The sequence below is a fragment of the Sphingomonas sp. PAMC 26617 genome, from assembly GCF_000242835.1.
GTDB lineage: Bacteria > Pseudomonadota > Alphaproteobacteria > Sphingomonadales > Sphingomonadaceae > Sphingomonas.
This window is the reverse complement of sequence record NZ_JH594425.1, coordinates 1,166,696-1,190,074: the sequence shown is the minus strand read 5'-3', so window position 1 is coordinate 1,190,074 and position 23,379 is coordinate 1,166,696. Positions and strand designations below refer to the sequence as shown.

The window sequence follows — 23,379 nt, the reverse complement described above, 5'->3', positions numbered from 1 at the left end:
TTACGTAGATAGTGTTCACCCTATGTCTGTGCCAACCGCCTTGATCGTAGAAGACGAGATTTTCGTCGCGCTCGACCTCGAGCGGATCCTGATCGACGCCGGTTATGCGGTGAAGGCGATCGCGGCGGACAAGCTCGGCGCGCTCGATGCTGCGCAGGATTGCAGCTTCGCGCTGGTCGACATCAACCTTCGCGACGGGGCGACCGGTCCCGAACTCGCGCGTATGCTGGCCGACGAATTCGGGCTCAAGGTCGTGTTCGTCACTGCCAATCCGGGTCAGATCGCCCACCCGAGCGGCGCGGTCGGTTATGTCCGCAAACCGTTCAGCGAATCCGCGATCCTGACCGCTGCCGCGGTCGCCACCGCCCGCGATCACGCCCCCCTCGAGGCGACCAACGGCGATTTCGTCCTGCTCGTGTGACGCTCAACCGCGACTTAGCGCGGCTTTCGAAACCTCGACGACGACTCGCAAGCCATCCGCGGCCCAATCGTGGGCGACCTTGCCGCCCAGCTGGCGGCTTGCGCTCAGGTCGATCAGCTGTGCTCCAAAGCCCGTGCTTTCGGGCTGCTCGACGGCAGGACCACCCTGCTCCTCCCAGATCAGCATGATCTCGTCGCCGTCGACGATGCTCGTCACGGTCACCGCCCCGGTATCATTCGACAGCGCGCCATATTTGGTCGCGTTGGTGGCAAGCTCATGAAACAGTAACGCAAGCGGCGTGGCGGACCGGTCGTCGATCGCCACGTCGGTGCCACCGACATGCAGCCGCGACGCGTTGGTCGACTGATAGGGCAGGAACAGCGCGTCGAGCAGGCCGTGCAGGCTCGTCTGTTCCGCCTGCGGCCGCGACTGCGCGCTGTGCGGGCGGACGAAATCATGCGCACGGCCGAGCGCGGTGACGCGGTGGCGGAGATCCTCTGCGATACCCTTGAATTCGGGATGCGCGCGCGCGGCGAAGGTGATCAGCCCGGAAATTACCGCGAAGATGTTCTTGATCCGGTGGCTCAGTTCCTGCGCGATGACCTCGCGCTCCTCGCTCGCCAGTTTCTGTTCGTGAATGTCGGTGCAGGTGCCGATCCAGCGCGTGATCGCCCCGCTCGTATCCGTCATCGGCAGCGCACGACCAAGCGTCCAGCGATAGGTGCCGTCGCGGTGGCGAAGGCGATATTCGATCTGATAGGGGGTGCCGGTGGCGAGCGAATGCCGCCACACGCCCCACGCGCGTTCCTGGTCCTCGGGGTGGAAGATGTCGTTCCAGCCGTCGCCATCGGTCGAACCCGGCGCCGTTCCGGTGAATTCATACCAACGCGCGTTGTAATAATCGTGGAAGCCGTCGGGCAGCGTCGACCACACCATCTGCGGCATGCTGTCCGCGAGCACGCGGAAACGCCCTTCGCTGTCCGCGATCGTCGCGCGCGAGATCGCGCTGGTGCGGCTGTCGCTCAGGCGGTTGAGCACGTCGGCGGCGAGGACCCGGAGGCCCTGCCGCTGGAACGGCGTGAGCCCGGCGCGGGGGATCCGGTCGATGATGCAGAGCGAGCCCAGCGGGATCCCGTCTTGGCTGACCAGCGGGACGCCCGCGTAGAAACGGATGCCCATCTCGCCGGTAACGAGGGGATTGGTCGCAAAGCGCGGGTCGAGCCGGGCGTCCGGCACGACCATGATGTCGTCGCCAAGCATCGCATAGGCGCAGAACGAAGTCTCGCGCGGGGTCTCGCTCGGCTCGAGCCCGGTGCGGGACAGGAACGTCTGTCGGCTCGCCTCGACGATGCTGACCAGCGAAATCGGCGCCTCGCAGAGCGCTGCCGCAAAATCGGTGATCGTCCGAAGCGACGCGTCGTCGCGCAGCGTCTCGATCTCATGCTCGGCGATCGCCGCCGCGCGGACCGCCTCATCGACGCGCCAGCCATTGCCGATCGGCGCGTCGGTAGAGAGGGCATTTATCATCGGTTAAGCTAACGCCACAGAACAGGTTCGGTTCAGAACGGGACGTCGTCGTCGAGGTCGTCCGCAAAACCGCCGCGCGCCGCGCCGCCTGCGGGCGGGCCGCCCCGGCTCGCGCCGCCGCGATTGCCACCGCCGCCGCCGCCGTAGCCGCCACCGCCGCCCGAACCGCCGCCGAAGTCATCGCCGCCGCCGAAATCGTCACGGCCACCACCGCCGCCGCCGGCACCACCGCCCGAGCCCGGCGCGCCGTCGAGCATCGTCAGCACGCCGTTGAAGCCCTGCAGCACGATCTCGGTCGAATAACGGTCCTGGCCCTGTGCGTCCTGCCATTTACGCGTCTTGAGGGCGCCCTCGATATAGACCTTCGAGCCCTTGCGGAGATAGCGCTCGGCGACGCCGCCCAGCGCCTCGTTGAAGATCGCGACCGAATGCCACTCGGTCTGTTCCTTGCGCTCGCCGCTGTTCTTGTCCTTCCAGGTCTCCGACGTGGCGATGCGCAGGTTCACGACCTTGCCGCCGTTCTGGAAGCTCTTGCTTTCGGGATCGCGGCCAAGATTGCCGACGATGATCACCTTGTTGACGCTGCCCGCCATAGTCTCAAGTCCCGCTGCTGTGGGGCCGTTACAGCCCGAATCCGATTGCCGCCCAATAAGTGGCACCCGCAGCGATGTAGGCGAGCGTGAACAAATAGCCAACCATGAAGGCAGGCCACTTCCATCCGTTGGTCTCGCGGCGGGTCACTGCGATGGTGGAGATGCACTGCGGCGCGAACACGAACCACATCAGGAAAGCGAGCGCGGTCGGCAGACTCCAGCGCGTATGGAGCGTCTGCGTCATCTTCGCTTCGCTCTGCTCGCCCGCGGTATCAATGGCATAGACAGTGCCGAGCGCGGCCACCGCGACCTCGCGCGCTGCCATCGCTGGGATCAGCGCGAGCACGATGTCGCGATTGAAGCCGATCGGGCGGAACACCGGCTCGATCGTATTGGCGATACGGCCCGCCACCGAATAATTGACCGCCGAGACCGGGCTACCTTCGGGGGGCTTGGGGAAGCTCAGCAGCGCCCACAGGATGATCGTGGTAAAGGCGATCGTCGTGCCAGCACGCTTCAGGAAGATCTCGGCGCGGCTCCACAACCCGATCGCCAGGTCGCGTGCGCGCGGCATCTGATATTTGGGCATTTCCATCATGAAGCCCGAGGATTCGCCCTTGGTCACCGTGCTGCGCAGGACCAGCGCGACGACGAACGCGCCGACCACCCCCATGATGTACAGCCCGAGCATCACCAGCCCCTGCAACCCGACGAATGGCAGCACGTGTACGTTCGGGATCAGCGCGCCGATCACCAGCGTATAGACCGGCAGCCGCGCCGAACACGTCATCAGCGGCGCGACGAGGATCGTGGTCAGCCGGTCCTTCTCGTCCTCGATCGTCCGCGTCGACATGATCCCCGGCACCGCACAGGCGAAGCTCGACAGCAGCGGAATGAACGCGCGGCCCGACAGGCCGACGCTCGCCATCACCCGGTCCATCAGGAAGGCGGCGCGGACCATGTAGCCGCTCGCCTCGAGCACAAGGATGAAGAAGAACATGATCAGGATCTGCGGCAGGAACTTCACCACCGCGCCGACGCCCGCGATCATCCCGTCGGTGATCAGCGAGCGCAGCACCGAATCGGGCATCACGTCCTTGACCAGTCCCGACACCCAGTCGAACCCGGCGGCAATCGCATCCGCGGGCGCGGCACCCGCGAAGAACACCGCCTGGAACATCGCGAACAGGATGGCGAACAACAGCACCAGCCCGAAGACCGGGTGAAGCGCGACCGAATCGAACGCATTGCCCCAGCGGCGCGCCGGGGCCTCCGCAACGGTCGCCGCAGTCGCGATCTTCCGCGCGCGGCGTTGCAGGGTGACGATGTCCTCGCCGATCGCATGGTTGCTCGGGCGCAGCCGGATCGCGGCATCGGCGTCGACGATCCCGCCGAGCAGCGTCTTGAGTTCCTCGAGCCCGCGCCGCCGCACCGCGACGGTGGGGACGACCGGCACGCCCAGTTCCTCGGACAGCTTCTTGGGGTCGAGCGTCAGCCCGTCGCGCTCCGCGAGATCGAACATGTTGAGCGCGACCACCACGGGGAGGCCGAGCGCGATCAGTTGGAGCGTGAAGCGGAGATGGTTGTCGAGATTGGACGCATCCACGACCACGACCAGCGCATCGGGCAGCCGCTCGCCTGCTTGCGTGCCGGTGACGACGTCGCGCGTGACGCGCTCATCGGGGCTCGACGGTTCGAGGCTGTATGCGCCGGGGAGATCGACCAGATCGACGACCCGACCATCGGGCAGTGCGAGTCGTCCGGAATGCCGCTCGACAGTGACGCCTGGGTAATTGCCGACTTTCTGGCGTGCGCCGGTCAGTGCGTTGAACAACGCGCTCTTGCCGGCATTGGGATTGCCGACCAGCGCCACGAGGGGCGTGGCGGTCATCGTTGTGGGGTCACTTATTGCGTGACGGGGGATACGAAGATCGTGCTGGCAACGGCGCGGCGCAGGGCGACGGTCATGCGGCCGATCCGGCATGCGATCGGCCCTTTGCCGAGACTGGCACGATGGAGCACTTCGATCCCGACGCCTTCGTCGAACCCGAGTTCGCGCAACCGGCGCGCTTCGGGGGTCGACAGGTGCGCCCAGTCGATCGCGGCAACCGTCGCGATCTGCCGGTGCGGCAGCGATTCGAGGCTCAAAGGCAGCTTCACGGGATTGGACATATCCATGATGCGACTGATTATCAATAACGGTGGGGTTACGCCAGCATTAAATGCGAGCCATTCGCAGTTCGTCGCATTATCCGTGCGGGATGACGTGGCACACCGCCGCCACCCTGGGCTTCAAAAGCTGCCGTCATGCTGAACTTGTTTCAGCATCCACTATGCCGCACCGGCTGGCCGGACTCGTTGAGGGCTGGATCCTGAAACGAGTTCAGGATGACGGACGGTTTGAGAACGCCCGCACGAAGTCGAAAAGGACGGTCGGTTCCCCGAAATCACACCGCCGGATAGCGCAACCGCCCGACGAACCGCGACAGGCTCGGGCGCAGTTCCGACTGGCCGACGAACCGGCTCTTGATCCGCTCGAACCGCATGATGCCCCAGATCCGCCGCGCCAGAAACGCGCTGGTGTCGGCATGGCCCTCGCTGTCGTCATCGAGGAACACCGTCACGGTCGCGGCATAGACCCCCGAGAGCAACGTCCGCTTGGTATAATGATTGTAATCGGTCGCGGTGTCGCCCGCCGCGCGCCACATCACGTCGGCGGCGTGCCACCCCAGCTTGACCCCGCGCACCGCATTCTGCGGCAAGGCGAGAATCGCGAGCGCGCGCCGCAGCGCCTCGCGATTCGGTGCGACGATGTCGAGCCGCGCCTCGACCAGCGCGGGGATCCGGTCGCGGATCTTCATCGCCATCAGCCGCTCCTGCGGCAGCCGCGCGAGCATCTCGGCATCGACCTGCGCGAACCACGCCGCGATCATGTCCGCCGCGCCGCCCGGAAACGCGAGCCGCGCGACGTCGCGATCGACCCCCGCCTGGTCCGCCGCCATGTCGCGTGCGGCATCGCCCCAGCCGTCGAACCCGGCATTGTCCGCGATCGCGGGCGCGAGCGCCGCGCGAATTTCGTCGAGCGTCGCATCCGCGAGGCGGTTGACGGGAGCGGAGACGGGAAGCGGGATCGGATCGGCCATGCGTCTTATCTAGCCCCGCGCGCGGCGGCTTACCAGCACCAGCGCGACCGCGACGAGCGACGCGCCGAACAGGTCGGCTAAACCGAGCTTCTCGCCGTAAACCGTCCAGCCGATCGTCGCCGCGACCACGGGCTGCACCAGCAACGCAAGCCCGACGACGAGCGGCGGCAGCTTGCCGAGCGCGAAGATCATCAACCCCTGCCCGATCACCTGGCTGACCAGCGCAAGCCCGATCAGCGGGCCCCAATGGGTCGGCCACATCTGCTCGCCGAGCAGTTGTGCGAAGATCAGCAAGGGCACGATGCTGGCGATCGTCGACAGCGCGAGCGCGGGGATCGGCGCCATCGTCGTCCGCGCGCGCGCCATGAGGATGAAATAGGCGGTGTAGAGCACGCCTGCGAGCAGGCAGAGCATGTCCCCCGCAAGATTGCGCGGATCGAGCTGGTACGACCGCCCCATCAGCAGCGCCGCGCCGACGGTCGCCAGCAGCAGCGCGATTCCCTGGATTCGCGTCGGCCATGCGCGCGCAACGAGGAAGCCGTAGATCGGGAACATCAGGATCGCGCAATTGCCGAACAGCGTCGCGTTGGCGAGCGTCGTACGCAGGATGCCGAGGTGCCAGCTGCCAAGATCCGCCGCGAAGCAGATCCCGCCGAGCGCGATCATCCCCCACAGCAGCCGCGACAGGTTGGCGCCGCCCGCGCCGAACGGCCGCCACCCCGTCGCCAGCGCAGCGCCAGCAAGCAGCGGGGCGGCAAGTGCGATTCGCCAGAACGCCGAGGACACCGGCCCGACATCGGCCAGCCGGACGAACCACGGCCCGAACGCGAGCGCGACATTGGCGAGGACCACCGCGACGATCGCAAGCGCGGTCGGCTCGGTCGTGTTTTCGGGCGAAACAGATTTTCTTTCGGAGGCGCGCGGATGCATGTCGCCGTGTAGCCTCCTATCTGTGCTGCGTCACAGCAAAAGGACTTCGCGCATATGCCCAGCCTGTTCGATCCCATCCAGCTCGGTGCGATCCACGCCCCCAACCGTATCCTGATGGCACCGCTGACGCGTGGCCGGTCGACCAAGACCTTCGTCCCGACCGAGATCATGCAGGAATATTACGAGCAGCGCGCGAGTGCGGGCCTGATCATCACCGAGGCGACCGGGATCAGCCGTGAGGGTCTGGGCTGGCCGTTCGCGCCGGGCTTGTGGAACGACGAACAGGTCGAGGCGTGGAAGCCGATCACCGAGCGCGTCCATGCCGCGGGTGGCCGGATCATAGTGCAGATGTGGCACATGGGCCGCCAGGTCCATTCCTCGGTGATCGGCATGCAGCCGGTCTCGTCCTCGGCGACCGCGACCGCGGGCCAGGCGCATACCTACGAGGGCAAGCAGGACTTCGAGACCGCGCGCCCGCTCGAGCTGTCGGAAATCCCCCGCCTGATCGACGATTATGAGCTGGCGACGCGCAATGCGCTCGCCGCCGGGTTCGACGGGGTGCAGATCCATGCCGCCAATGGCTATCTGATCGACCAGTTCCTGCGCGACAACGCGAACTTCCGCGAGGACGCGTACGGCGGCCCGATCGAGAATCGCATCCGCCTGCTCCGGGAAGTGACCGAGCGCGTGGCGAGCGTCGCGGGGGCGGATCGTACGGCGGTGCGCCTGTCGCCCAATGGCGACTCGCAGGGGGTCGACGACAGCAACCCGACCGGTCTGTTCACCGCCGCCGCCAAGGTCCTCGACGACATCGGCATCGCCTTCCTCGAACTGCGCGAGCCCGGCCCGAACGGGACGTTCGGCAAGACCGAGGTGCCCAAGCAGTCGCCCGAGATCCGCAAGGTGTTCAAGAACCCGCTGGTGTTGAACTCGGATTACACGACGGTCGAGGAGGCACAGGCCGCGATCGATTCGGGCATTGCGGACGCAATCGCGTTCGGGCGCACCTTCATCAGCAATCCTGATCTGCCGGAGCGCCTGCGCACCGGTGCGCCGCTGGCGAAGGACGATGCCAAGACCTGGTATAGCCAGGGGCCGGAAGGGTACATCGACTACCCCGCGCTCCAGAAGGCGGACGCCTAAGCGTCATGGGCCGACCGCCGCGCCAGTGATGGTGCGGCGGTCGTCTCCGTTTACCGCTCCCCGTCGATCCGATACGCCCGCCGCACCAGCCCGCTGGTCAGTTCGTGCGCGAGGTCGACGGCTTCCCAGTCGGCGATACGGTGTTCCGCCACGAGGCGCGCGAGAAAACCGCAATCCACGCGCCGGGCGACGTCATGCCGCGCCGGAATCGACAGGAACGCGCGCGTATCGTCGTTGAATCCGACGGTATTGTAGAAGCCGGCGGTTTCGGTCGTCATTTCGCGGAAGCGGCGCATCCCTTCGGGACTGTCATGGAACCACCACGCCGGCCCCAGCTTCAGGCAGGGATAATGCCCCGCCAGCGGCGCCAGCTCGCGCGCATAGACGCTCTCGTCGAGCGTGAAGAGGATGATCGACAAGTCGGTGCTCGTCCCGAACCGGTCGAGCAACGGCTTGAGCGCGTGGACATATTCGGTCCGCATCGGAATGTCCGCGCCCTTGTCGCGCCCATGGGTCGCGAACAGCCCGGCATTGTGATTGCGGAACGACCCCGGATGGATCTGCATCACCATCCCGTCCTCGACCGACATCCCCGCCATTTCGGTCAGCATCTGCGCGCGGAACAGCTCGGCATCGGCGGGCGTCCAGCTGCCGCCGACGATCTTGCCGAACAGTGCCTCTGCCTCGACCGCCGAAAGGTTGGCAGTCGCGACGGTCGGGTGCCCGTGATCGGTCGCGGTTGCGCCCGCCGCGCGGAAATCGGCGCGACGTTTGCGGTGCGCCGCGAGATACCCCCGCCAGCTGTGGACGTCCTCGCCGGTCAGCTCGGCAAAGCGCGACATCGCGGCGCCGAACTGCTCGTGCTCGACATCGATCACCCCGTCCGGGCGGTAGGTGGTGACGACGCGACCGTTCCAGCCCGACTGCTGAATCCGGTGATGCGCACCGAGATCGTCCTGCGCGCCTTCCGTGGTCGCGAGGAACGCGATGTCGAACCGATCGAACAGCGCGCGCGGGCGAAATGCGGGCGTCGCGAGCTGCTCGGCGATCGTGTCGAAATACAGGTCGGCAGTCGCGGCTTCCAGCGCGATATCGAAGCCGAACACCTCGGCAAAGACATGGTCCAGCCACATCCGCGTCGGTGTGCCGCGGAACAGCGTGTACTGCTCCGCAAACGTCCGCCACGCGGCGCGCGGATCGGTTGCGGGCAGGCCGGCACGGCTCGGGATACCAAGCGTGTCCAGCGCGATCCCCTGGCTGTACAACATGCGGAAGATGTAGTGATCGGGTGCCAGCAACAGCGCGGTCGCATCGGTCCACGGTTCGTCATCGGCGAACCAGCGCGCATCGGTGTGGCCGTGCGGGCTGACGATCGGCAGGTCGGCGATTTCGGCGTATAGCGTGCGCGCGATGCCGCGGGTCGTCGGATCGGCGGGGAACAGCCGGTCGGGGTTCAGGTCCAGGCGTCGCGGCATTCTCGTCTCTCCCGAACCGGGTTGTTGCGCGGTCTGGTAAGCGGTGCTGCGCGCAACGACAAGTTGCGATGCCGAGGCCACGCGAAAGACGCTGGCGTCCCCCGCCCCGCTGCGGGTAACGCCTCGGCTCTACTGTTGTGACGGCGCGGAAGTGAGATGATGATGCAGGACGGCCCGCGACTGGATTATGCCGCGCTCGATGCGCTCCCCGCTTCGGTCGAGCGTCCCGGCTGGCGCACCCCCCCGCCGGTCGGGATCGTCCACTTCGGCCCGGGCGCATTCCACCGTGCGCATCAGGCCGCGTATGTCGACACGTTGCTCGCGGAGGACCCGAGCTGGGGGATCGCCGCGGTTTCGCTGCGGAGCGCTGGCACCGTCACCGAACTTGCCGCGCAACAGGGCCTTTACACGCTCGCGATCCGCGATGCCGAACCGCACCACCGCGTGATCGGCGCGCACAGCCGGTTCCTCGGCCCGGACGATTCCCCGCAGACGCACGCCTTGCTCGCCGACCCGGCGGTCCGCCTGGTAACGACGACCGTCACCGAAAAGGGCTATTGCCTTGCTGCCGACGGCACGCTGGATGTCGCGCACCCAGACATCGCGCACGACCTGACCGGCACGGAGACCCCGCGCAGCGTGATCGGCTGGATCGTCGCCGGGCTCGCCGCGCGGCATGCCGCCGGGACGGCGCCGTTCGTGGTGATGCCGTGCGACAATCTCGCGGACAATGGCGCCAAGCTCCATGCCGCGCTGATTGCCTTTGCCGGGGCGCTCGATCCGTATCTCGCCGAATGGATCGCGGGCGAAGTCCGTGTGCCGGGGACGATGGTCGATTCGATCACGCCCGCCGCCGACGATGCCCTGTACGCCGATGTGCTGGAAACGCTTGGCGTGGTCGACCGCGCGGCGGTGCAGCGCGAAGGGTTCGCGCAATGGGTGATCGAGGATCTGGGTGACCCCGTATGCGCGGCGCTGGGTCGTGCGGGGGCGACGCTGACCGATAATGTCGCCGGCTATGAACAGGCCAAGTTGCGGATCCTCAACGGGTCGCATTCGACGCTGGCCTATGCCGGGCTGCTCCGCGGCGCGACCAGCGTCGCGGAGGCGATGCAGGATGCTGCGCTGGCGGGGTTCGTCGAGGCGATGATCCGCGACGAGATCGTGCCGACCCTGCCGCAGGTCGCGGGGTTCGATCACGACGCGTACCGTGCTGCCGTGCTGGCACGGTTCCGCAATCCCGCGATCGTCCACCGGCTCGAACAGATTGCCGCCGACGGCAGCCAGAAGCTGCCCTATCGGCTTGGCGACACGCTCGCGGCGTACCGGGCAAAGGGGGAAATGCCCGCCCATGTCGTTGCGGCACTGGGGTGCTGGGTTGCATTCCTGATGCAGCGTGCGCGCGCGGGTGTCGTGATCGTCGATCCGGCGGGTGCGGCGCTGGCCGCGGCGGCTGCCGAGGGTGATGCCGGGGCTGTGCTGAGGCGGCTGGTTGCTGGCGGGCTGGGGTTCGCCCCGTCGCTGGCGGAAGATACCGCGGCGCTGACGGCGATCGCTGGCGCAGGAGAAGCGGCGTTTGCCGGGAATTGGGAGACGTTGCTCGGCTAACGTGGCCGGGCATTCGCGCGAATCTGTTACCGCCCCCGCCGCTTGAAGCTCGCCCGCGCAAGCCATGCGCCCAGCGCCAGCAACACCAGCGGGGCGATCCACAAGGGGGCGGTCAGCGCGCTCAACGGGGGATCGTAGCTGATATAGTCGCCGTAGCGCGCGATCAGCCAGTCGCGGATCTGCGTGGGGCTCTGGCCCCCTTCGATCCGGGTTCGCACCAACGAGCGCATGTCGCCCGCCATCTCGGCATTGCTGTCGGCGATCGACTGGCCCTGGCACACCACGCACCGCAGCGTCGCCATCAACGCCTGTGCCTGCGCTTCCTTGGCCGGGTCCTTGAGCTGGACGTTGGCCAGCGGCGCTGGCGGCAAGCTGCTGTCGGCAAAGGCGGGAGATGTGCAGAGAACCAGCACCAACGCAGCACTTCCCCGGCGAAGAAGGAAGCCGAGGCCGATCATCGCAACCCCCGCACCAGCGCGATCAGCCCCGGCACCTCCTCCTCGCGGATATCGCCGACGTGCTGCTGTACGATCCGCCCGCGCCCGTCGATCACGAACGTCTCGGGCACGCCCGACGAGCCCAGCGCGAGCTGCAGCGAACTCGTCTTGTCATCGCCGATCGCCGCATAGGGATCGCCGTTGCGCGCAAGGAATTCGGCGATGTCCGTCCGTGTATCGCGGATCGCGACCGCGTCGATCACGACGCCCGCCTGCTGCAGCCGCAACAATTGCGGCGCTTCCGCCACGCAGGGGATGCACCAGCTTGCGAAGATGTTGAGCAGCCGCGGCTTGCCGGTCGCGAAGTGCGCGTTGGCGAGCCCCGGCTTGGTCGGGACGATCGGCGGGAGGTCGAATGCGGGCAGCGTCTGTCCGACCAGCGCCGAGCGCACCGTGCGATCGGCGGGCTTGTACAGCCCCCACGCCACCAGCCCGAGCAACGCCAGCGCGATGCCGAACGGGATCCAGATCAGCCGCCGGCTCATGCGTAGGCGTCCACCCGCGCGCGATCCCGCCGTCCGCGCGCGAGCCGCCCGAGCAGCGACAGCGCGCCCCCGACCGCGACCAGCGCGCCGCCGAGCCAGATCAACGTGACGAACGGCTTCCACCACAGCCGCAATTGCCACCGCCCCTGCGCATCAGGTTCGCCGAGCACGGTGTAGAGTTGCCCGTCCCAGCGAGTCGCGATCGCGGATTCGCTCGTCACGGTGACGGGATTGGAGAAGAACCGCGATTGCGGCCGAAGATAGAACACGCCGCCGTCCGCGCTCCGTCGCGCGCTCAGCCGTGCCTCGATTGCGGACCAGTTCGGGCCGACCACCGGCTTCACCCCGTCGAGCGTGACGAGATACGGCCCGACCCGCTGCGGCTCGCCGACGCGCGCCGCGACCAGCGTGGCTTGCGTGAAGGCGGTGTCGCACGCCATCCCGGCAAGGCTTACCGCGATCCCCAGATGCGCGACGACCATGCCGTAGGTGAACAGCGGCGTCCGGCGCAGGCTGCGTTTCCACAGGGGCGCTACGCTTGCCGCCGCCAGCCCTGCCGCCAGCGCGAGCCCGAGCAACGGCAGCAACGCGATCCCGCCGGTCGTGGCGGCAACGAGGATCAGCACGATGCCCGTAACCGCGATCGGGATCGTCACGCGCGCGATCGCCGCCTGTGCGGTGTCGCGGCGCCAGCGCAACAGCGGGCCGACCGCCATCACCGCGATCAGCACCAGTGCGACCGGCCCCGCCGCCTTGTCGAAGAACGGTGGCCCGACCGACAATTGCGTCCCGAACCCGGCCGCGACGATCGGGTACAGCGTCCCGATCAGCACGATCCCGAGAATGACGGTCAGCAGCAGGTTGTTGGCGACCAAAGCGCCTTCGCGGCTGACGAAATCGAATGTCGTGCCGGCGCGCACCGTGCCCACGCGGAGCGCGAACAACAGCAACGCGCCGCCGATATAGATCGCGAGCAACGCGAGGATGAAGCTCCCGCGTGTGGGATCGACCGCAAAGGCGTGGACACTCGTCAGGATCCCGGACCGCACCAGGAACGTCCCGATCATCGACATCGAGAACGCCACCACCGCAAGCATCAGCGTCCACGCGCGCAGGCCGTCGCGGGTCGCCAGCACCGTCACCGAATGGAGCAGCGCGGTGGCGGCGAGCCACGGCATCAGCGAGGCATTCTCGACCGGATCCCAGAACCACCAGCCGCCCCAGCCGAGCTCGTAATACGCCCAATAGGATCCGGCCGTGATCCCGAGCGTCAGGAAGATCCACGCGCCCAGCACCCACGGCCGCATCGCGCGCGCAAAGGCAGGGCCGACGTCGCGCGTGATCATCGCGCCGACCGCGAAGGAGAAGGCGATCGAGATGCCGACATAGCCGATGTACAAGGTCGGCGGATGGAACGCCAAGCCGGGGTCCTGCAACAGCGGGTTGAGCCCGTTGCCGTCAGCCGGTGCCGGATCGACCCGAGCGAACGGATTGGAAGAGAACAGCAAGAAAGCGTAGAACCCCAGCGCGATCGCCGCCTGCGCGCCGAGCGTCGCGATCAGCGTGGGTCGCGCGAGGCTGCGCTCGAGCAGCGCGACCGCCGCGCCCGCAATGCCGAGGATCGTGACCCACAGCAGCATCGAGCCCTCGTGATTGCCCCATGCGCCCGCGATCTTGTACAGCAGCGGCTTGGCGGAGTGGCTGTTCTCGGCGACCAGCAGGACCGACATGTCGCTGCGCACGAACAGGCTGACGAGCAGCAGCATCGCAAGCAGCGCGAGCACCCCCTGCACCACCGCAACCGGGCGGACCGCGCGCAGCACGTCCTCGGTGGTCGCAAGCTCGGCGAGCGCGGGCTTTGCCGACCGCCAGACGCCGAGCGCCGCGAGCATCAGTTGCAACGCGGCGAGCGCCGCCGCGAACCACAAGGCGGCGAGTCCTGCCTCGGCGATCATGCCGCGCTCTCCCGCCAGCCGAAGAAAGCAACCGTCAAGGAAAGGCTCATTGCACCAGCGTCTTCGTCTCGTGCATCTTGCCCGCCATTTCGGGGGGCATGTATTTCTCGTCGTGCTTCGCCAGCAGGTTGCTCGCGGTGAAGCTGCCGTCGGGGTTGAACTGCCCCTCCGCCACGACGCCCGAATTCTCCTTGAACAGGTCGGGCGCGATCCCGCGGAACGCGACGGGCACGCGCGCGAGGCCGTCGGTCACGACGAAGCGCATCGTCACGCCGTCCGCCAGCTTGTGGATCGATCCGCCCGCGACCATCCCGCCGAGCCGCACCGCGCGGCCGAGCGGCAAGCCGTCCTTCTTCACGTCGCCCGGCGCGTAGAAGAACGCCGCCTGGTCCTTCAATGCGGACAAGGCCAGTGCGCTCGACCCGCCGACCGCCGCCACCGCGAGCGCGGCGAGCGTCAGGCGCTGGTGCTTGGCCTTCATTTCTCCGCCCTCCGCATCGCGAGATAGCTCCACGCCGCCAGCGCGACCGATCCGGCAGCGGTCAGGCCGTAGGCGGCGATGATGAACGGCCAGTGGTTCATGCGGTCACCTCGACATGATGCGCGCGGCGGCGCAACCGTGCCTCGGCCTTGGTGCGCGCGAGGATCGTGCGCATCCGCATCAGCACGATCCCGGCGAAGAACAGCGTGAAGCCGCCGAGCGTGAACCACAAGGGCCACAGGATCGCGGGATCGATCGTCGACTTGGTCAGCCCGATGCTCTGCCCCTGGTGGAGCGTGTTCCACCACACGACCGAATAGCGGATGATCGGCAGCAGCACCGATCCGGCCACGCCGTACAGCGCCGCGATCCGCCCGCCGCCGCCGAACCCCGCGCGTTCGTCCTCGGCGCGGACCAGCGCGATGAAGCCCAGATAGACGAAGAACAGCAGCAGCATCGAGGTCAGCCGCCCGTCCCATTGCCACCACGTCCCCCAGGTCGGGCGGCCCCAGATCGATCCGGTCGCGAGGCACAAGGCAGCGAAGGTCGCACCTGGCAGCGCGATCGCGCGCGCCGCGATCATCGCGAGTGGATGGCGCCACACAAGAAAAACCAATGAAGACAAGGCGATACCGCTCCACCCCCCCATGCCGAGCCACGCGGTCGGGACATGGATGTAGAGGATGCGGACGCTGTCCTTCTGGAGATAATCGGGCGGGGTCTGGGTCAGCCCGGCCCAGCCGCCGAACAGGATCAGTGCGACGCCCGCCCAGAACAGCACCGGCGTCAACGGCCGCGCGATCGCAAGGAAGCGCGCGGGGTTCGCAAGGGCGTGAAGGCTAGGCACGGGGCGAGGATACGCAGGATCGGCGCGCGAATCCACAGCGGATCGCGCCACCCGCCACGCTATTCCGCCGCACGGGCGGTCGCCTCGCCGCCCTCGGGTTCAGCCGCGTTGACGTCCTCGGGCAAGGCCCAGAGCAGATCGTGCTTGGTGAGCGTCCGCCCGTCCCACGAGCGCACCTCGATCGGCCCGATCGGGCGCCGGTCGCGCGCGTCGACCAGCACCGGTGAGGCGCGGAACCCCGTCTCCCACCGCTCCCCCCATTGCCGCAGCGCGAGCATGGTCGGCAGCAGCGCCGCGCCCTTGTCGGTCAATTGGTAATGAATCTTGCGCCGGTCCTTGGCGATCGCGTCGCGCGTCAGGATGCCGTGTTCGACCAGCCGTCCCAGCCGGTTCGCGAGGATGTTGCGCGCGATTCCGAGTTCGGACTGGAATTCCTCGAAATGATGCAGCCCGTTGAAGGCGGCGCGCAAAATCATGAAGCTCCAGCGCTCGCCCATCGCCTCCAGCGCGGCGGGCAGGCTGCAATTGACCAGTTGTTCGCGCAGCGGTTCGCGCAGTTTTTCGTCCATGATTCCTCATCGTATCGCATTTTGACGGCGCAGGGAAACCATGTGCGCAGCGCCACCGTATTTTCAGTTGCAAGTCGCAACTTACTTCGCTAATTGTTGCATTGCAAACTCATTGCTGGAGTCGTTCCGATGATCTCGTTTCCACTCGCGGCTGCGCCTTTTCTGGCGTCCGCCCTCGTCTTGACGCCAGTCGCGGCCCAGGCCGCCGACACCGGCCCCTATTATGTCGCCACCCCCGCTGCTGCACCTGCACAACAGACGCTGATCACCAGCGGCACCGTGTGGAAGTGGCGCGACACCGTATTCACCGCGAGCAAGAGCGGGCAGCGCGAGTTCATCATGTGCGAACTGGTCGCGCAGCGTGCGGGCAAGCTCACCGCCTTCACCGCGGGCGGCAAGCCGTTCGACGACGACGCGCTGGCCAAGTGCAACGCGCGCGCGAAGTGATCCGCTGACACGATCCGCCCTCCGGTATCCTCTCCCCGAGGACCTTTCCCCCCGCCGGCGCCCCGCGCGCCGGCGGGGTTTTTTCGGTTTGTTGCGCAAACAGGTTGCAAATCAAACCCTCACGACGCCATCTTGATCCAGATGTTGCGTCAGTATGAACTTGTCGATCGCGTCCTGGACTACGATCCCACGGCAAACGAAGCCCTGCTCAATCGTGCCTATGTCTTTTCGATGCAGGCACATGGCAGCCAGAAGCGGGCGAATGGCGACCCTTATTTCAGCCATCCGATCGAAGTCGCCGGGATCCTGACCGACCTCCACCTCGACGACGAGACGATCGCCACCGCGATTCTCCACGACACGATCGAGGATACGGTCGCGACGCCCGAGGAGATCACCCGACTGTTCGGGGCGAATGTCGCGCGGCTGGTCGACGGCGTCACCAAGCTGTCGAAGATCGAGGCGCAGACCGAGAACGAGCGCGCCGCGGAGAACCTCCGCAAGTTCCTGCTCGCGATGTCGGACGACATTCGCGTGCTGCTGGTCAAGCTCGCCGACCGGCTGCACAACATGCGGACGCTGCATTTTATCAAGAACCCCGACAAGCGCAAACGCATCGCGCGGGAAACGATGGATATCTACGCGCCGCTCGCCGAGCGGATCGGCATGTACGAGTTCATGAAGGAGATGCAGACGCTCGCCTTCGCGCAGCTCGAACCCGAGGCGTATGAATCGATCGTCCGGCGCCTCGCGCAGCTCAAGGAGGGCGGCGGCGACCGGATCGCCAAGATCGGCTCGGGGTTGAAGCTGCTGCTGTCGCGCCACGGGCTCGAGGCGGATATCTCGGGGCGCGAGAAACACCCCTATTCGATCTGGAAGAAGATGGCCGAGCGGCACATCAGCTTCGAGCAGTTGAGCGACATCATGGCGTTCCGCGCGATCGTGCCGAGCGAGGAGGCGTGTTACGAGGCCTTGGGCGTCATCCACCGGCGCTGGCCGATGGTGCCGGGGCGGTTCAAGGACTATATCTCGACCCCGAAGCGCAACGGCTATCGCTCGCTCCACACCACGATCATCCACGCCGACAATACCCGCGTCGAGATCCAGATCCGCACCCGCGCGATGCACGAGGAAGCCGAGCTCGGGCTCGCCGCGCACTGGGCGTACAAGCAGGACAAGGTCCGCCCCGACACGCAGCACAGCTGGATCACCGACCTCGTCGAGATCCTCGACAATGCCGAGAGCCCCGAGGAGCTGCTCGAGCATACCCGCATGGCGATGTACCAGGACCGGATCTTCGCCTTCACCCCCAAGGGCGAGCTGCACCAGCTGCCCAAGGGCGCGACCCCGATCGACTTCGCGTACGCGGTCCATACCGATCTCGGCGATCAGTCGGTCGGCGCGAAGATCAACGGGCGAGTCGTGCCGCTGCGCACCCCGATCGAGAATGGCGACCAGGTCCAGATCCTGCGGTCCAAGGCGCAGGAGCCGCAGCCCAACTGGCTCAACTTCGCGATCACCGGCAAGGCGCGCGCGGCGATCCGCCGGCATCTGCGGCAGAAGGAGCGGATCGAGACTCAGGCGCTCGGGCGGAAGATGTACGACGAACTCGTCTCGCGGCTCCCTGCGCCCTTGTCGGGCGAGGCGCAGGCGATGGCGCTGCAACGGTTGAAGGTGGCGGACGAGGCCGCGTTGCTCGAGGCGATCGCGCGCCGCCGGATTCCCGATGCGGCGGTGATGGAGGCGTTGATGCCGGGCTCGGCGGGGACCGACGCGTTGCGCGACCTGCCGCCGCAATCGAGCGCGATCTCGATCCTCGGGCTCACCCCCGGGGTCGCGTTCGATCTCGCCGAATGCTGCCACCCGGTGCCGGGCGACCGGATCGTCGGCCTGCGCCGCCCCGATGTCGGGATCGAGGTCCATGCGATCGACTGCGACCTGCTGAGCGACGCGGACGATGCCGACTGGGTCGACCTGTCATGGGGCGACAAGTCCGAGGGCGCGACCGGGCGGATCTCGGTCGAGGTCAAGAACGAACCCGGCGCGCTCGGGACGATCGCGACGATCATCGGCGCGCAGAAGGCGAATATCGTCAACCTTCGGCTCGACAATCGCGATACCGGTTTCCACACCAACACGATCGACGTCGAGGTGCATGACGTGCACCATCTGATGCGCGTGATCGGCGCTTTGCGCGCGGCGGACGCGGTGAGCGGGGTCACGCGGGTCTAGGATTGCGCGGTCGGTTCGTTGCTGGCGGTTTTCTATTTCCGCCGTCACCCTGAACTCGTTTCAGGGTCCACCGCGTCACGAGTCCGGCCCGTGCCCGTTGCGCGGTGGATGCTGAAACAAGTTCAGCATGACGGCGGGTTCGTTAGGCAGCGGCCGCTCTCCCACTCCCGCCGTCACCCTGAACTCGTTTCAGGGTCCACCGCATCACGAGCCCGGCCCATGCCCGTTGCGCGGTGGATGCTGAAACAAGTTCAGCATGACGGCGCGTGAGGAGTTTGGAGCCGCAGCGGCGACCTTCTCATACTCACCCGTCACCCTCCAGCGGAGGTGTCATCAGCTGAACAAAAAGATGTATGGCTCGTTCCCAAGTCGACGACGGCGACGGGACAATGGCGATGGACAACGGAACTTTACGACGGGGCGTGCTCGGCGCCGCGGCGATCGGGATCGGCGGGCTGGCGGCGGCGCAGGGCGTCGGTGCGCAAGGCACCCCGGCCAGCCAGGGTGCTTCCCCGCTGCGCGACCCGCGGACCAAATATACCAACACCCCCTTCCCCGAGCAGCATCAGCCGTGGCCCGGGCTCCAGTCCAAGATGAACCCCAAGCCCGATTGCGGCGAACGCAGCTATCGTGGGTCGGGCAAGCTGACCGGGCGCAAGGCGCTGATCACCGGCGCAGATTCGGGTATCGGCCGTGCCGTGGCGATCGCCTTTGCGCGCGAGGGCGCGGACGTCGCGATCAACTATCACCCTGATGAGGAACCCGATGCGCGCGAAGTGGTCGACCTGATCCGTCAGGCCGGGCGCAAGGCGGTCGCGATCCCGCGCGACCTGCGGACGCTGGAAGGGTGCGAGGCGATCGTCGCGGCGGCGCGGAAAGGGCTCGGCGGGATCGACCTGCTCGTCAACAACGCGGCTTACCAGCAATCGAAGGAGGACATCTTCGCGATCAGCGACGAACAGATGGTCCGTACGTTCGAGACGAACATCTTCGCCTACTTCCGCATCGCCAAGGCGGTGGCGAAGGATATGCCCGCGGGATCGGTGATCCTCAACACCGGCTCGGTCAATTCCTACGATCCGGGGATCGAGCTGCTCGATTACGCCTCGACCAAGGGCGCGATCCTGATCTTCACCAAGGGGCTCGCCAAGCAGCTCGCCAAGCGCGGGATTCGCGTCAACATGATCGCGCCGGGGCCGATCTGGACGCCGTTGCAGGTCGCGGGCGGGCAGTTGCCGGGGCAGATGGGCGAGTTCGGACAGGATACCCCGCTGGGCCGCGCCGGGCAGCCGGCCGAGCTTGCGCCGCTCTACGTGATGCTCGCGTCGGACGAAACGAGCTTCTCGACCGGCACATCGGTCGGCGCGCATGGGGGCAAGGGGAGCCCGTAAGCGCCTTTACCCACGGGCTGCGGCGGAGGCCGGAGCACGGCCGTTACGCGCAACACCCGTTATTTTGCCTGACCCTGGACTCCCGCCTTCGCGGGAGAACAGCTGTGGTTCAGCGGAAGTCTCGCTTTCGCTGGGAGACATAAAGGGTCAGGCGGCGCGGGCGGCCATCCGCGCGGCGAGCTTTTCTTCCTCGGTCCAGACCTTGCGCTCGCGCGGTGCCTTCTCGGGCTTGACCTGCTTGACCGGGCCGCCGCCCAGCACCGGCGCGCGCTTGGTCGAGTGGCGCGCGACTTCGCAATGCCATGCGTGATCGTCGTGGACGGTCAGCGTCCGCCCGATCTCGCGTTCCACGTCGTGGAGCCACGCGCGCTGCTCGGCATCGCACAGCGTGATCGCGAAGCCGCTGCGCCCGGCGCGGCCGGTGCGGCCGATGCGGTGGACATAGCTTTCGGGCAGGCTCGGCAGATCGTGGTTGAACACATGCGTCACCGTGTCGACGTCGATCCCGCGCGCGGCGATGTCGGTCGCGACCAGCACCTGCACCGTGCCCGCGCGAAACGCGTCGAGCGCGCGCTCGCGCTGGCCCTGCGACTTGTTGCCGTGAAGCGCCTCGGCGGTGATCCCCGCCTCGGTGATGAACGCGCAGACTTCGTTGGCGATGTTCTTCTGCAGCGTGAAGACGACTGCCTGGCCGATCTCGGGGGTCCGCAGCAATTCGAGCAGCGCGGTCTTCTTGTTCGCGGCGTCGAGGAACATCACCGACTGCGCGATCCGGTCGACCGTGGTCGACGGCGGCGCGATCTCGACGCTGGCGGGGTCGGTCAGCAGGCTTTCGGCGAGCGCGGCGATCGCCTTGGGCATCGTTGCCGAGAACAGCAGCGTGTGGCGGTCCTTCGGCAGCGTCGCGACGAGGCGTTCGATCGGCTTGGCGAAGCCCATGTCGAGCATCTGGTCCGCCTCGTCGAGCACCAGCGCCTCGAGCGCGGACAGGTCGCACAGGCCCTGGTCGACCAGGTCGAGCAAGCGCCCGGGGGCGGCGACGAGGATGTCGACCCCCGCGTCGAGCGCCGCGACCTGATGGAACTGGCTGACGCCGCCGAAGATGGTGGTGACCTTGAGCGACAGGTGGCGCCCGAAGCTCTCGAAGCCCGCAGCGATCTGCGACACGAGCTCGCGCGTCGGCGCGAGGACCAGGATGCGCGCGCCGCCCTTGGGGGCCGGGCGGGGGTTCGCGGCGAGGCGGTGGAGCAGCGGGAGCGCGAAGGCGGCGGTCTTGCCGGTGCCGGTCTGCGCCATGCCGAGCATGTCGCGCCCTTCGAGCAGCAGCGGGATCGACTGCGCCTGGATCGGGGTCGGGGTGGCATAACCTTCCTCGGCGAGCGCCTTGAGGATCAGCGGCGACAAGGCGAGATCGGGGAAGGTCATGGTCATGGTCGCGGCGCCTCCAGCGCTGAGCAAGGCTGCGCCGGAACGGGCTTAGCGTAAGAGCGCGGGCAGGTAGGTTTTATGCTGCACTGCGTCAATGTCGAAAGCGGTGGGTTTCGACCGATGGCCCCGCCGCCCCTTGCCGATCCGATCGGCCCTGATACGATCCCCGCATCATCGTCACGCGAGAGGACTGCCCCTTGGAACGTCGTACTTTTCTCAGCGCGAGCAGCGCGGCTGCCGCGCTTGCACTGGCACCTCGCGGCGCTGGCGCCGCCGCCCCGGCGGGCGATGCCGCGCTCAACGCGACCTTCCAGACGATCTTCGAACAAAATGTCCGCGAATCGCCCGAGCAGGCGAGCAGCCTCGGGCTCGACAAGGGCGCGAACGGCGCGCTGAAAAGCCAGCTCGACGCGCGCACCGCGGCGGAGCGGACCGACGCGCTCGCGCGGACCCGCAAGGCGATCGCCGCGGTGCAGGCGGTGCCCGTCGCGGGCCTGTCGCGCAGCGGCAAGCTCAACCGCGAGGTCGTGCTCTATTCGCTGACGCAGCGGACCGTCGGCCCCGAGAAGTTCGGGCTTGGGTCGCCCAACCGGCCCTATGTGCTGTCGCAGCAATCGGGGGCCTATTTCGAGATCCCGGATTTCCTCAACAGCACCCACACGATCGTCACCGCCGCTGACGCCGACGCCTATTGCGCGCGCGTCGACGCGTTCGCGACCGCGCTCGACCAGGACAGCGCGCTGCAGCGGAGCGAGGCCGCACGCGGGATCGTCGCGCCCGACTTCCTGCTCGACCTGACGCTCGGCCAGCTTGCCAAGCTGCGCGCGCCCGCCGCCGCCGACAGCTCGATCGTGTCCTCGGTCGCAACCCGTGCCAAGGCGCGCGGCCTGTCCGGCGACTGGGACAAGCGCACGGCGGCGAGCCTCAACGACAAGGTCTACCCCGCACTCGATCGCCAGATCGCGCTGGTCAAGACGCTCCGTGCAAACGCGCGCAGCACCGCCGGGATCGCCCCGCTCCCGCGCGGGAGCGAGATCTACGCCGCCGCACTTGCCGCGGCGACGACGACCAGCTTCACCCCCGACGAAGTCCACAAGATCGGGCTCGACCAGGTCGCGGACCTCAGCGCGCAGCTCGATGCCTTGCTGAAGACGCAGGGACTGACGCAAGGCTCGACCGGCGCGCGGCTGACCGCGCTCAACCAGCGGCCCGAGCAGCTCTATCCCGACAGCGCCGCGGGTCGCGCCGAGCTGATCGCGGGGCTCAACACCGGGGTCGCCGCGATGCAGGCGAAGCTCGGGCAGGCGTTCCTCAACCCGCCGTCCGCCCCGCTCGACATCCGTTCGGTCCCGGTCGAGATCCAGGACGGCGCGCCCAACGGCTATTACAAGCGCGCCGCGCTCGATGGCTCGCGCCCGGCGATCTACTTCATCAACCTGAAGAATATCGAGAACTGGCCGAAATACACGCTGCCGTCGCTCAGCTATCACGAGGGCGTGCCGGGGCATCACCTCCAGCTCAGCCTCGTGGCGGCACTCGACATGCCGGTGCTCCGCAAGCTCGGCTTCTTCAGTGCGTATGGCGAAGGCTGGGCGCATTATGCCGAACAGCTCGCCGAACCGCTCGGCGGCTATGCGACGCCGATCGAGCGCGCGGGCTATATCCAGTCGTTCCTGTTCCGCGCGGCGCGGCTGGTGGTCGACACCGGGATCCATTCGAAAGGCTGGAGCCGCGACAAGGCGACCGACTATTTCGTCGAGGTCGTCGGCTTTACGCGCGGGCGCTCGCAAAGCGAGATCGAGCGCTATTGCGCGATGCCGGGGCAGGCGTGCAGCTACAAGCTCGGGCATCTCAGCTGGATGCGCGCGCGCGACACGGCGCAGAAGATCCTGGGCGCGAAGTTCGACCAGAAGCAGTTCCACGAAATGCTCCGCGACGGCCCGGTTCCGCTGACGATCCTCGAGCGGCTGAGCGAGGAGCGTGCGCGCGCGCAGCTTGCGGGGACGCCGATCGTGTAACCTTCAGCTAATCCGCTTCCCCGGCGGAGGCCGGGGCCCAGCAGCGAAGGTTTTTGCAACTGTGCGCAGCCTGTGACCATTCCGGTTGCGCTCCTGGGCCCCGGCCTTCGCCGGGGAAGTGAGAAGGAGGCGAAGCGCGTAGGGGGCGAAGCGTGAAGGAAGGGAAGCGGAGTCTATCGCGCGCGTCCG

At 67.3% G+C, this 23,379-nt stretch carries 22 protein-coding genes; 7 read left to right on the top strand and 15 right to left on the bottom strand.

Going from position 1 to position 23,379, the window contains the following annotated elements:
• The first annotated feature begins 22 nt into the window (after positions 1 to 22).
• On the top strand, positions 23 to 421 hold the full coding sequence (locus RH91_RS05130) for a response regulator (protein WP_029623619.1): 399 nt from the start codon (positions 23 to 25) through the stop codon (positions 419 to 421).
• 3 nt (positions 422 to 424) lie between these two features.
• On the opposite strand, the gene RH91_RS05125 is transcribed toward RH91_RS05130, so the two are convergent.
• The 6 genes from RH91_RS05125 to RH91_RS05100 all read right to left on the bottom strand — a co-directional run bounded on the left by RH91_RS05125 (position 425) and on the right by RH91_RS05100 (position 6,614).
• On the bottom strand, positions 425 to 1,948 hold the full coding sequence (locus RH91_RS05125) for a sensor histidine kinase (RefSeq protein WP_010161512.1): 1,524 nt from the start codon (positions 1,946 to 1,948) through the stop codon (positions 425 to 427).
• Between the two features lie 32 nt (positions 1,949 to 1,980).
• Positions 1,981 to 2,541 carry a single-stranded DNA-binding protein gene (ssb, locus tag RH91_RS05120; protein WP_010161511.1) on the bottom strand — a complete coding sequence of 187 codons (561 nt, stop codon included), beginning with the start codon at positions 2,539 to 2,541 and terminating at the stop codon, positions 1,981 to 1,983.
• Positions 2,542 to 2,569: 28 nt separating this feature from the next.
• On the bottom strand, positions 2,570 to 4,432 hold the full coding sequence (gene feoB / locus RH91_RS05115) for a ferrous iron transporter B (protein ID WP_029623617.1): 1,863 nt from the start codon (positions 4,430 to 4,432) through the stop codon (positions 2,570 to 2,572).
• Between the two features lie 14 nt (positions 4,433 to 4,446).
• Positions 4,447 to 4,719 (bottom strand): FeoA family protein, encoded by a 273-nt coding sequence (locus tag RH91_RS05110; protein ID WP_010161509.1) that lies wholly within the window; start codon positions 4,717 to 4,719, stop codon positions 4,447 to 4,449.
• A 269-nt stretch (positions 4,720 to 4,988) separates the two neighbouring features.
• The gene (locus tag RH91_RS05105; protein WP_010161508.1) at positions 4,989 to 5,684 is read right to left on the bottom strand and encodes a COQ9 family protein; all 696 of its coding nucleotides are present in this window, start codon (positions 5,682 to 5,684) and stop codon (positions 4,989 to 4,991) included.
• A 9-nt stretch (positions 5,685 to 5,693) separates the two neighbouring features.
• A complete protein-coding gene (locus RH91_RS05100) occupies positions 5,694 to 6,614 on the bottom strand; it encodes a DMT family transporter (RefSeq protein WP_010161506.1) in 921 nt (306 codons plus the stop codon).
• A 54-nt stretch (positions 6,615 to 6,668) separates the two neighbouring features.
• Between RH91_RS05100 and RH91_RS05095 the strand changes: the two genes are divergently transcribed.
• On the top strand, positions 6,669 to 7,757 hold the full coding sequence (locus RH91_RS05095) for an alkene reductase (RefSeq protein WP_010161505.1): 1,089 nt from the start codon (positions 6,669 to 6,671) through the stop codon (positions 7,755 to 7,757).
• A 50-nt stretch (positions 7,758 to 7,807) separates the two neighbouring features.
• Here RH91_RS05095 and uxaC read toward each other — a convergent pair whose 3' ends face one another.
• Positions 7,808 to 9,232 (bottom strand): glucuronate isomerase, encoded by a 1,425-nt coding sequence (uxaC, locus tag RH91_RS05090; protein WP_010161504.1) that lies wholly within the window; start codon positions 9,230 to 9,232, stop codon positions 7,808 to 7,810.
• A 156-nt stretch (positions 9,233 to 9,388) separates the two neighbouring features.
• Here uxaC and RH91_RS05085 point away from each other — a divergent pair, with 156 nt between their 5' ends.
• Positions 9,389 to 10,840, top strand: coding sequence for a mannitol dehydrogenase family protein (locus tag RH91_RS05085; protein ID WP_010161503.1), 1,452 nt, complete (start codon positions 9,389 to 9,391; stop codon positions 10,838 to 10,840).
• Between the two features lie 26 nt (positions 10,841 to 10,866).
• Here RH91_RS05085 and RH91_RS05080 read toward each other — a convergent pair whose 3' ends face one another.
• The 7 genes from RH91_RS05080 to RH91_RS05055 are packed head-to-tail and all read right to left on the bottom strand — an operon-like array spanning position 10,867 to position 15,674.
• Positions 10,867 to 11,298 carry a cytochrome c-type biogenesis protein gene (locus RH91_RS05080; RefSeq protein ID WP_010161502.1) on the bottom strand — a complete coding sequence of 144 codons (432 nt, stop codon included), beginning with the start codon at positions 11,296 to 11,298 and terminating at the stop codon, positions 10,867 to 10,869.
• Positions 11,295 to 11,822 (bottom strand): redoxin family protein, encoded by a 528-nt coding sequence (locus tag RH91_RS05075; protein ID WP_010161501.1) that lies wholly within the window; start codon positions 11,820 to 11,822, stop codon positions 11,295 to 11,297. Before RH91_RS05075 ends, RH91_RS05080 begins: the two co-directional genes overlap by 4 nt.
• A complete protein-coding gene (locus tag RH91_RS05070; RefSeq protein WP_010161500.1) occupies positions 11,819 to 13,777 on the bottom strand; it encodes a heme lyase CcmF/NrfE family subunit in 1,959 nt (652 codons plus the stop codon). Before RH91_RS05070 ends, RH91_RS05075 begins: the two co-directional genes overlap by 4 nt.
• A 46-nt stretch (positions 13,778 to 13,823) precedes the next feature.
• Positions 13,824 to 14,258 carry a cytochrome c maturation protein CcmE gene (gene ccmE / locus RH91_RS05065; RefSeq protein ID WP_010161498.1) on the bottom strand — a complete coding sequence of 145 codons (435 nt, stop codon included), beginning with the start codon at positions 14,256 to 14,258 and terminating at the stop codon, positions 13,824 to 13,826.
• Positions 14,255 to 14,359, bottom strand: coding sequence for a heme exporter protein CcmD (gene ccmD, locus RH91_RS22260; protein WP_157136861.1), 105 nt, complete (start codon positions 14,357 to 14,359; stop codon positions 14,255 to 14,257). Before ccmD ends, ccmE begins: the two co-directional genes overlap by 4 nt.
• Entirely contained in the window at positions 14,356 to 15,105 is a 750-nt protein-coding gene (ccmC, locus tag RH91_RS05060) for a heme ABC transporter permease CcmC (protein WP_029623616.1), read from the bottom strand. Before ccmC ends, ccmD begins: the two co-directional genes overlap by 4 nt.
• Positions 15,106 to 15,164: 59 nt before the next feature.
• The gene (locus RH91_RS05055; protein ID WP_010161496.1) at positions 15,165 to 15,674 is read right to left on the bottom strand and encodes a winged helix-turn-helix transcriptional regulator; all 510 of its coding nucleotides are present in this window, start codon (positions 15,672 to 15,674) and stop codon (positions 15,165 to 15,167) included.
• 129 nt (positions 15,675 to 15,803) lie between these two features.
• On the opposite strand from RH91_RS05055, the gene RH91_RS05050 reads away from it, so the two are divergent.
• The 3 genes from RH91_RS05050 (at position 15,804) to RH91_RS05040 (ending at position 19,744) form a co-directional block, all read left to right on the top strand.
• A complete protein-coding gene (locus RH91_RS05050; RefSeq protein ID WP_010161495.1) occupies positions 15,804 to 16,121 on the top strand; it encodes a CC_3452 family protein in 318 nt (105 codons plus the stop codon).
• Positions 16,122 to 16,262: 141 nt separating this feature from the next.
• Positions 16,263 to 18,353, top strand: a complete 2,091-nt coding sequence (locus RH91_RS05045; RefSeq protein WP_010161494.1) for a RelA/SpoT family protein — start codon at positions 16,263 to 16,265, stop codon at positions 18,351 to 18,353.
• Positions 18,354 to 18,742: 389 nt separating this feature from the next.
• Positions 18,743 to 19,744: an SDR family oxidoreductase gene (locus RH91_RS05040; RefSeq protein ID WP_029623615.1), complete on the top strand. Its 1,002-nt coding sequence runs from the start codon at positions 18,743 to 18,745 to the stop codon at positions 19,742 to 19,744.
• Between the two features lie 147 nt (positions 19,745 to 19,891).
• On the opposite strand, the gene RH91_RS05035 is transcribed toward RH91_RS05040, so the two are convergent.
• Positions 19,892 to 21,175, bottom strand: coding sequence for a DEAD/DEAH box helicase (locus tag RH91_RS05035; RefSeq protein WP_010161492.1), 1,284 nt, complete (start codon positions 21,173 to 21,175; stop codon positions 19,892 to 19,894).
• A 194-nt stretch (positions 21,176 to 21,369) separates the two neighbouring features.
• Here RH91_RS05035 and RH91_RS05030 point away from each other — a divergent pair, with 194 nt between their 5' ends.
• Entirely contained in the window at positions 21,370 to 23,190 is a 1,821-nt protein-coding gene (locus RH91_RS05030; protein ID WP_010161491.1) for a DUF885 domain-containing protein, read from the top strand.
• Positions 23,191 to 23,379: the final 189 nt, after the last annotated feature.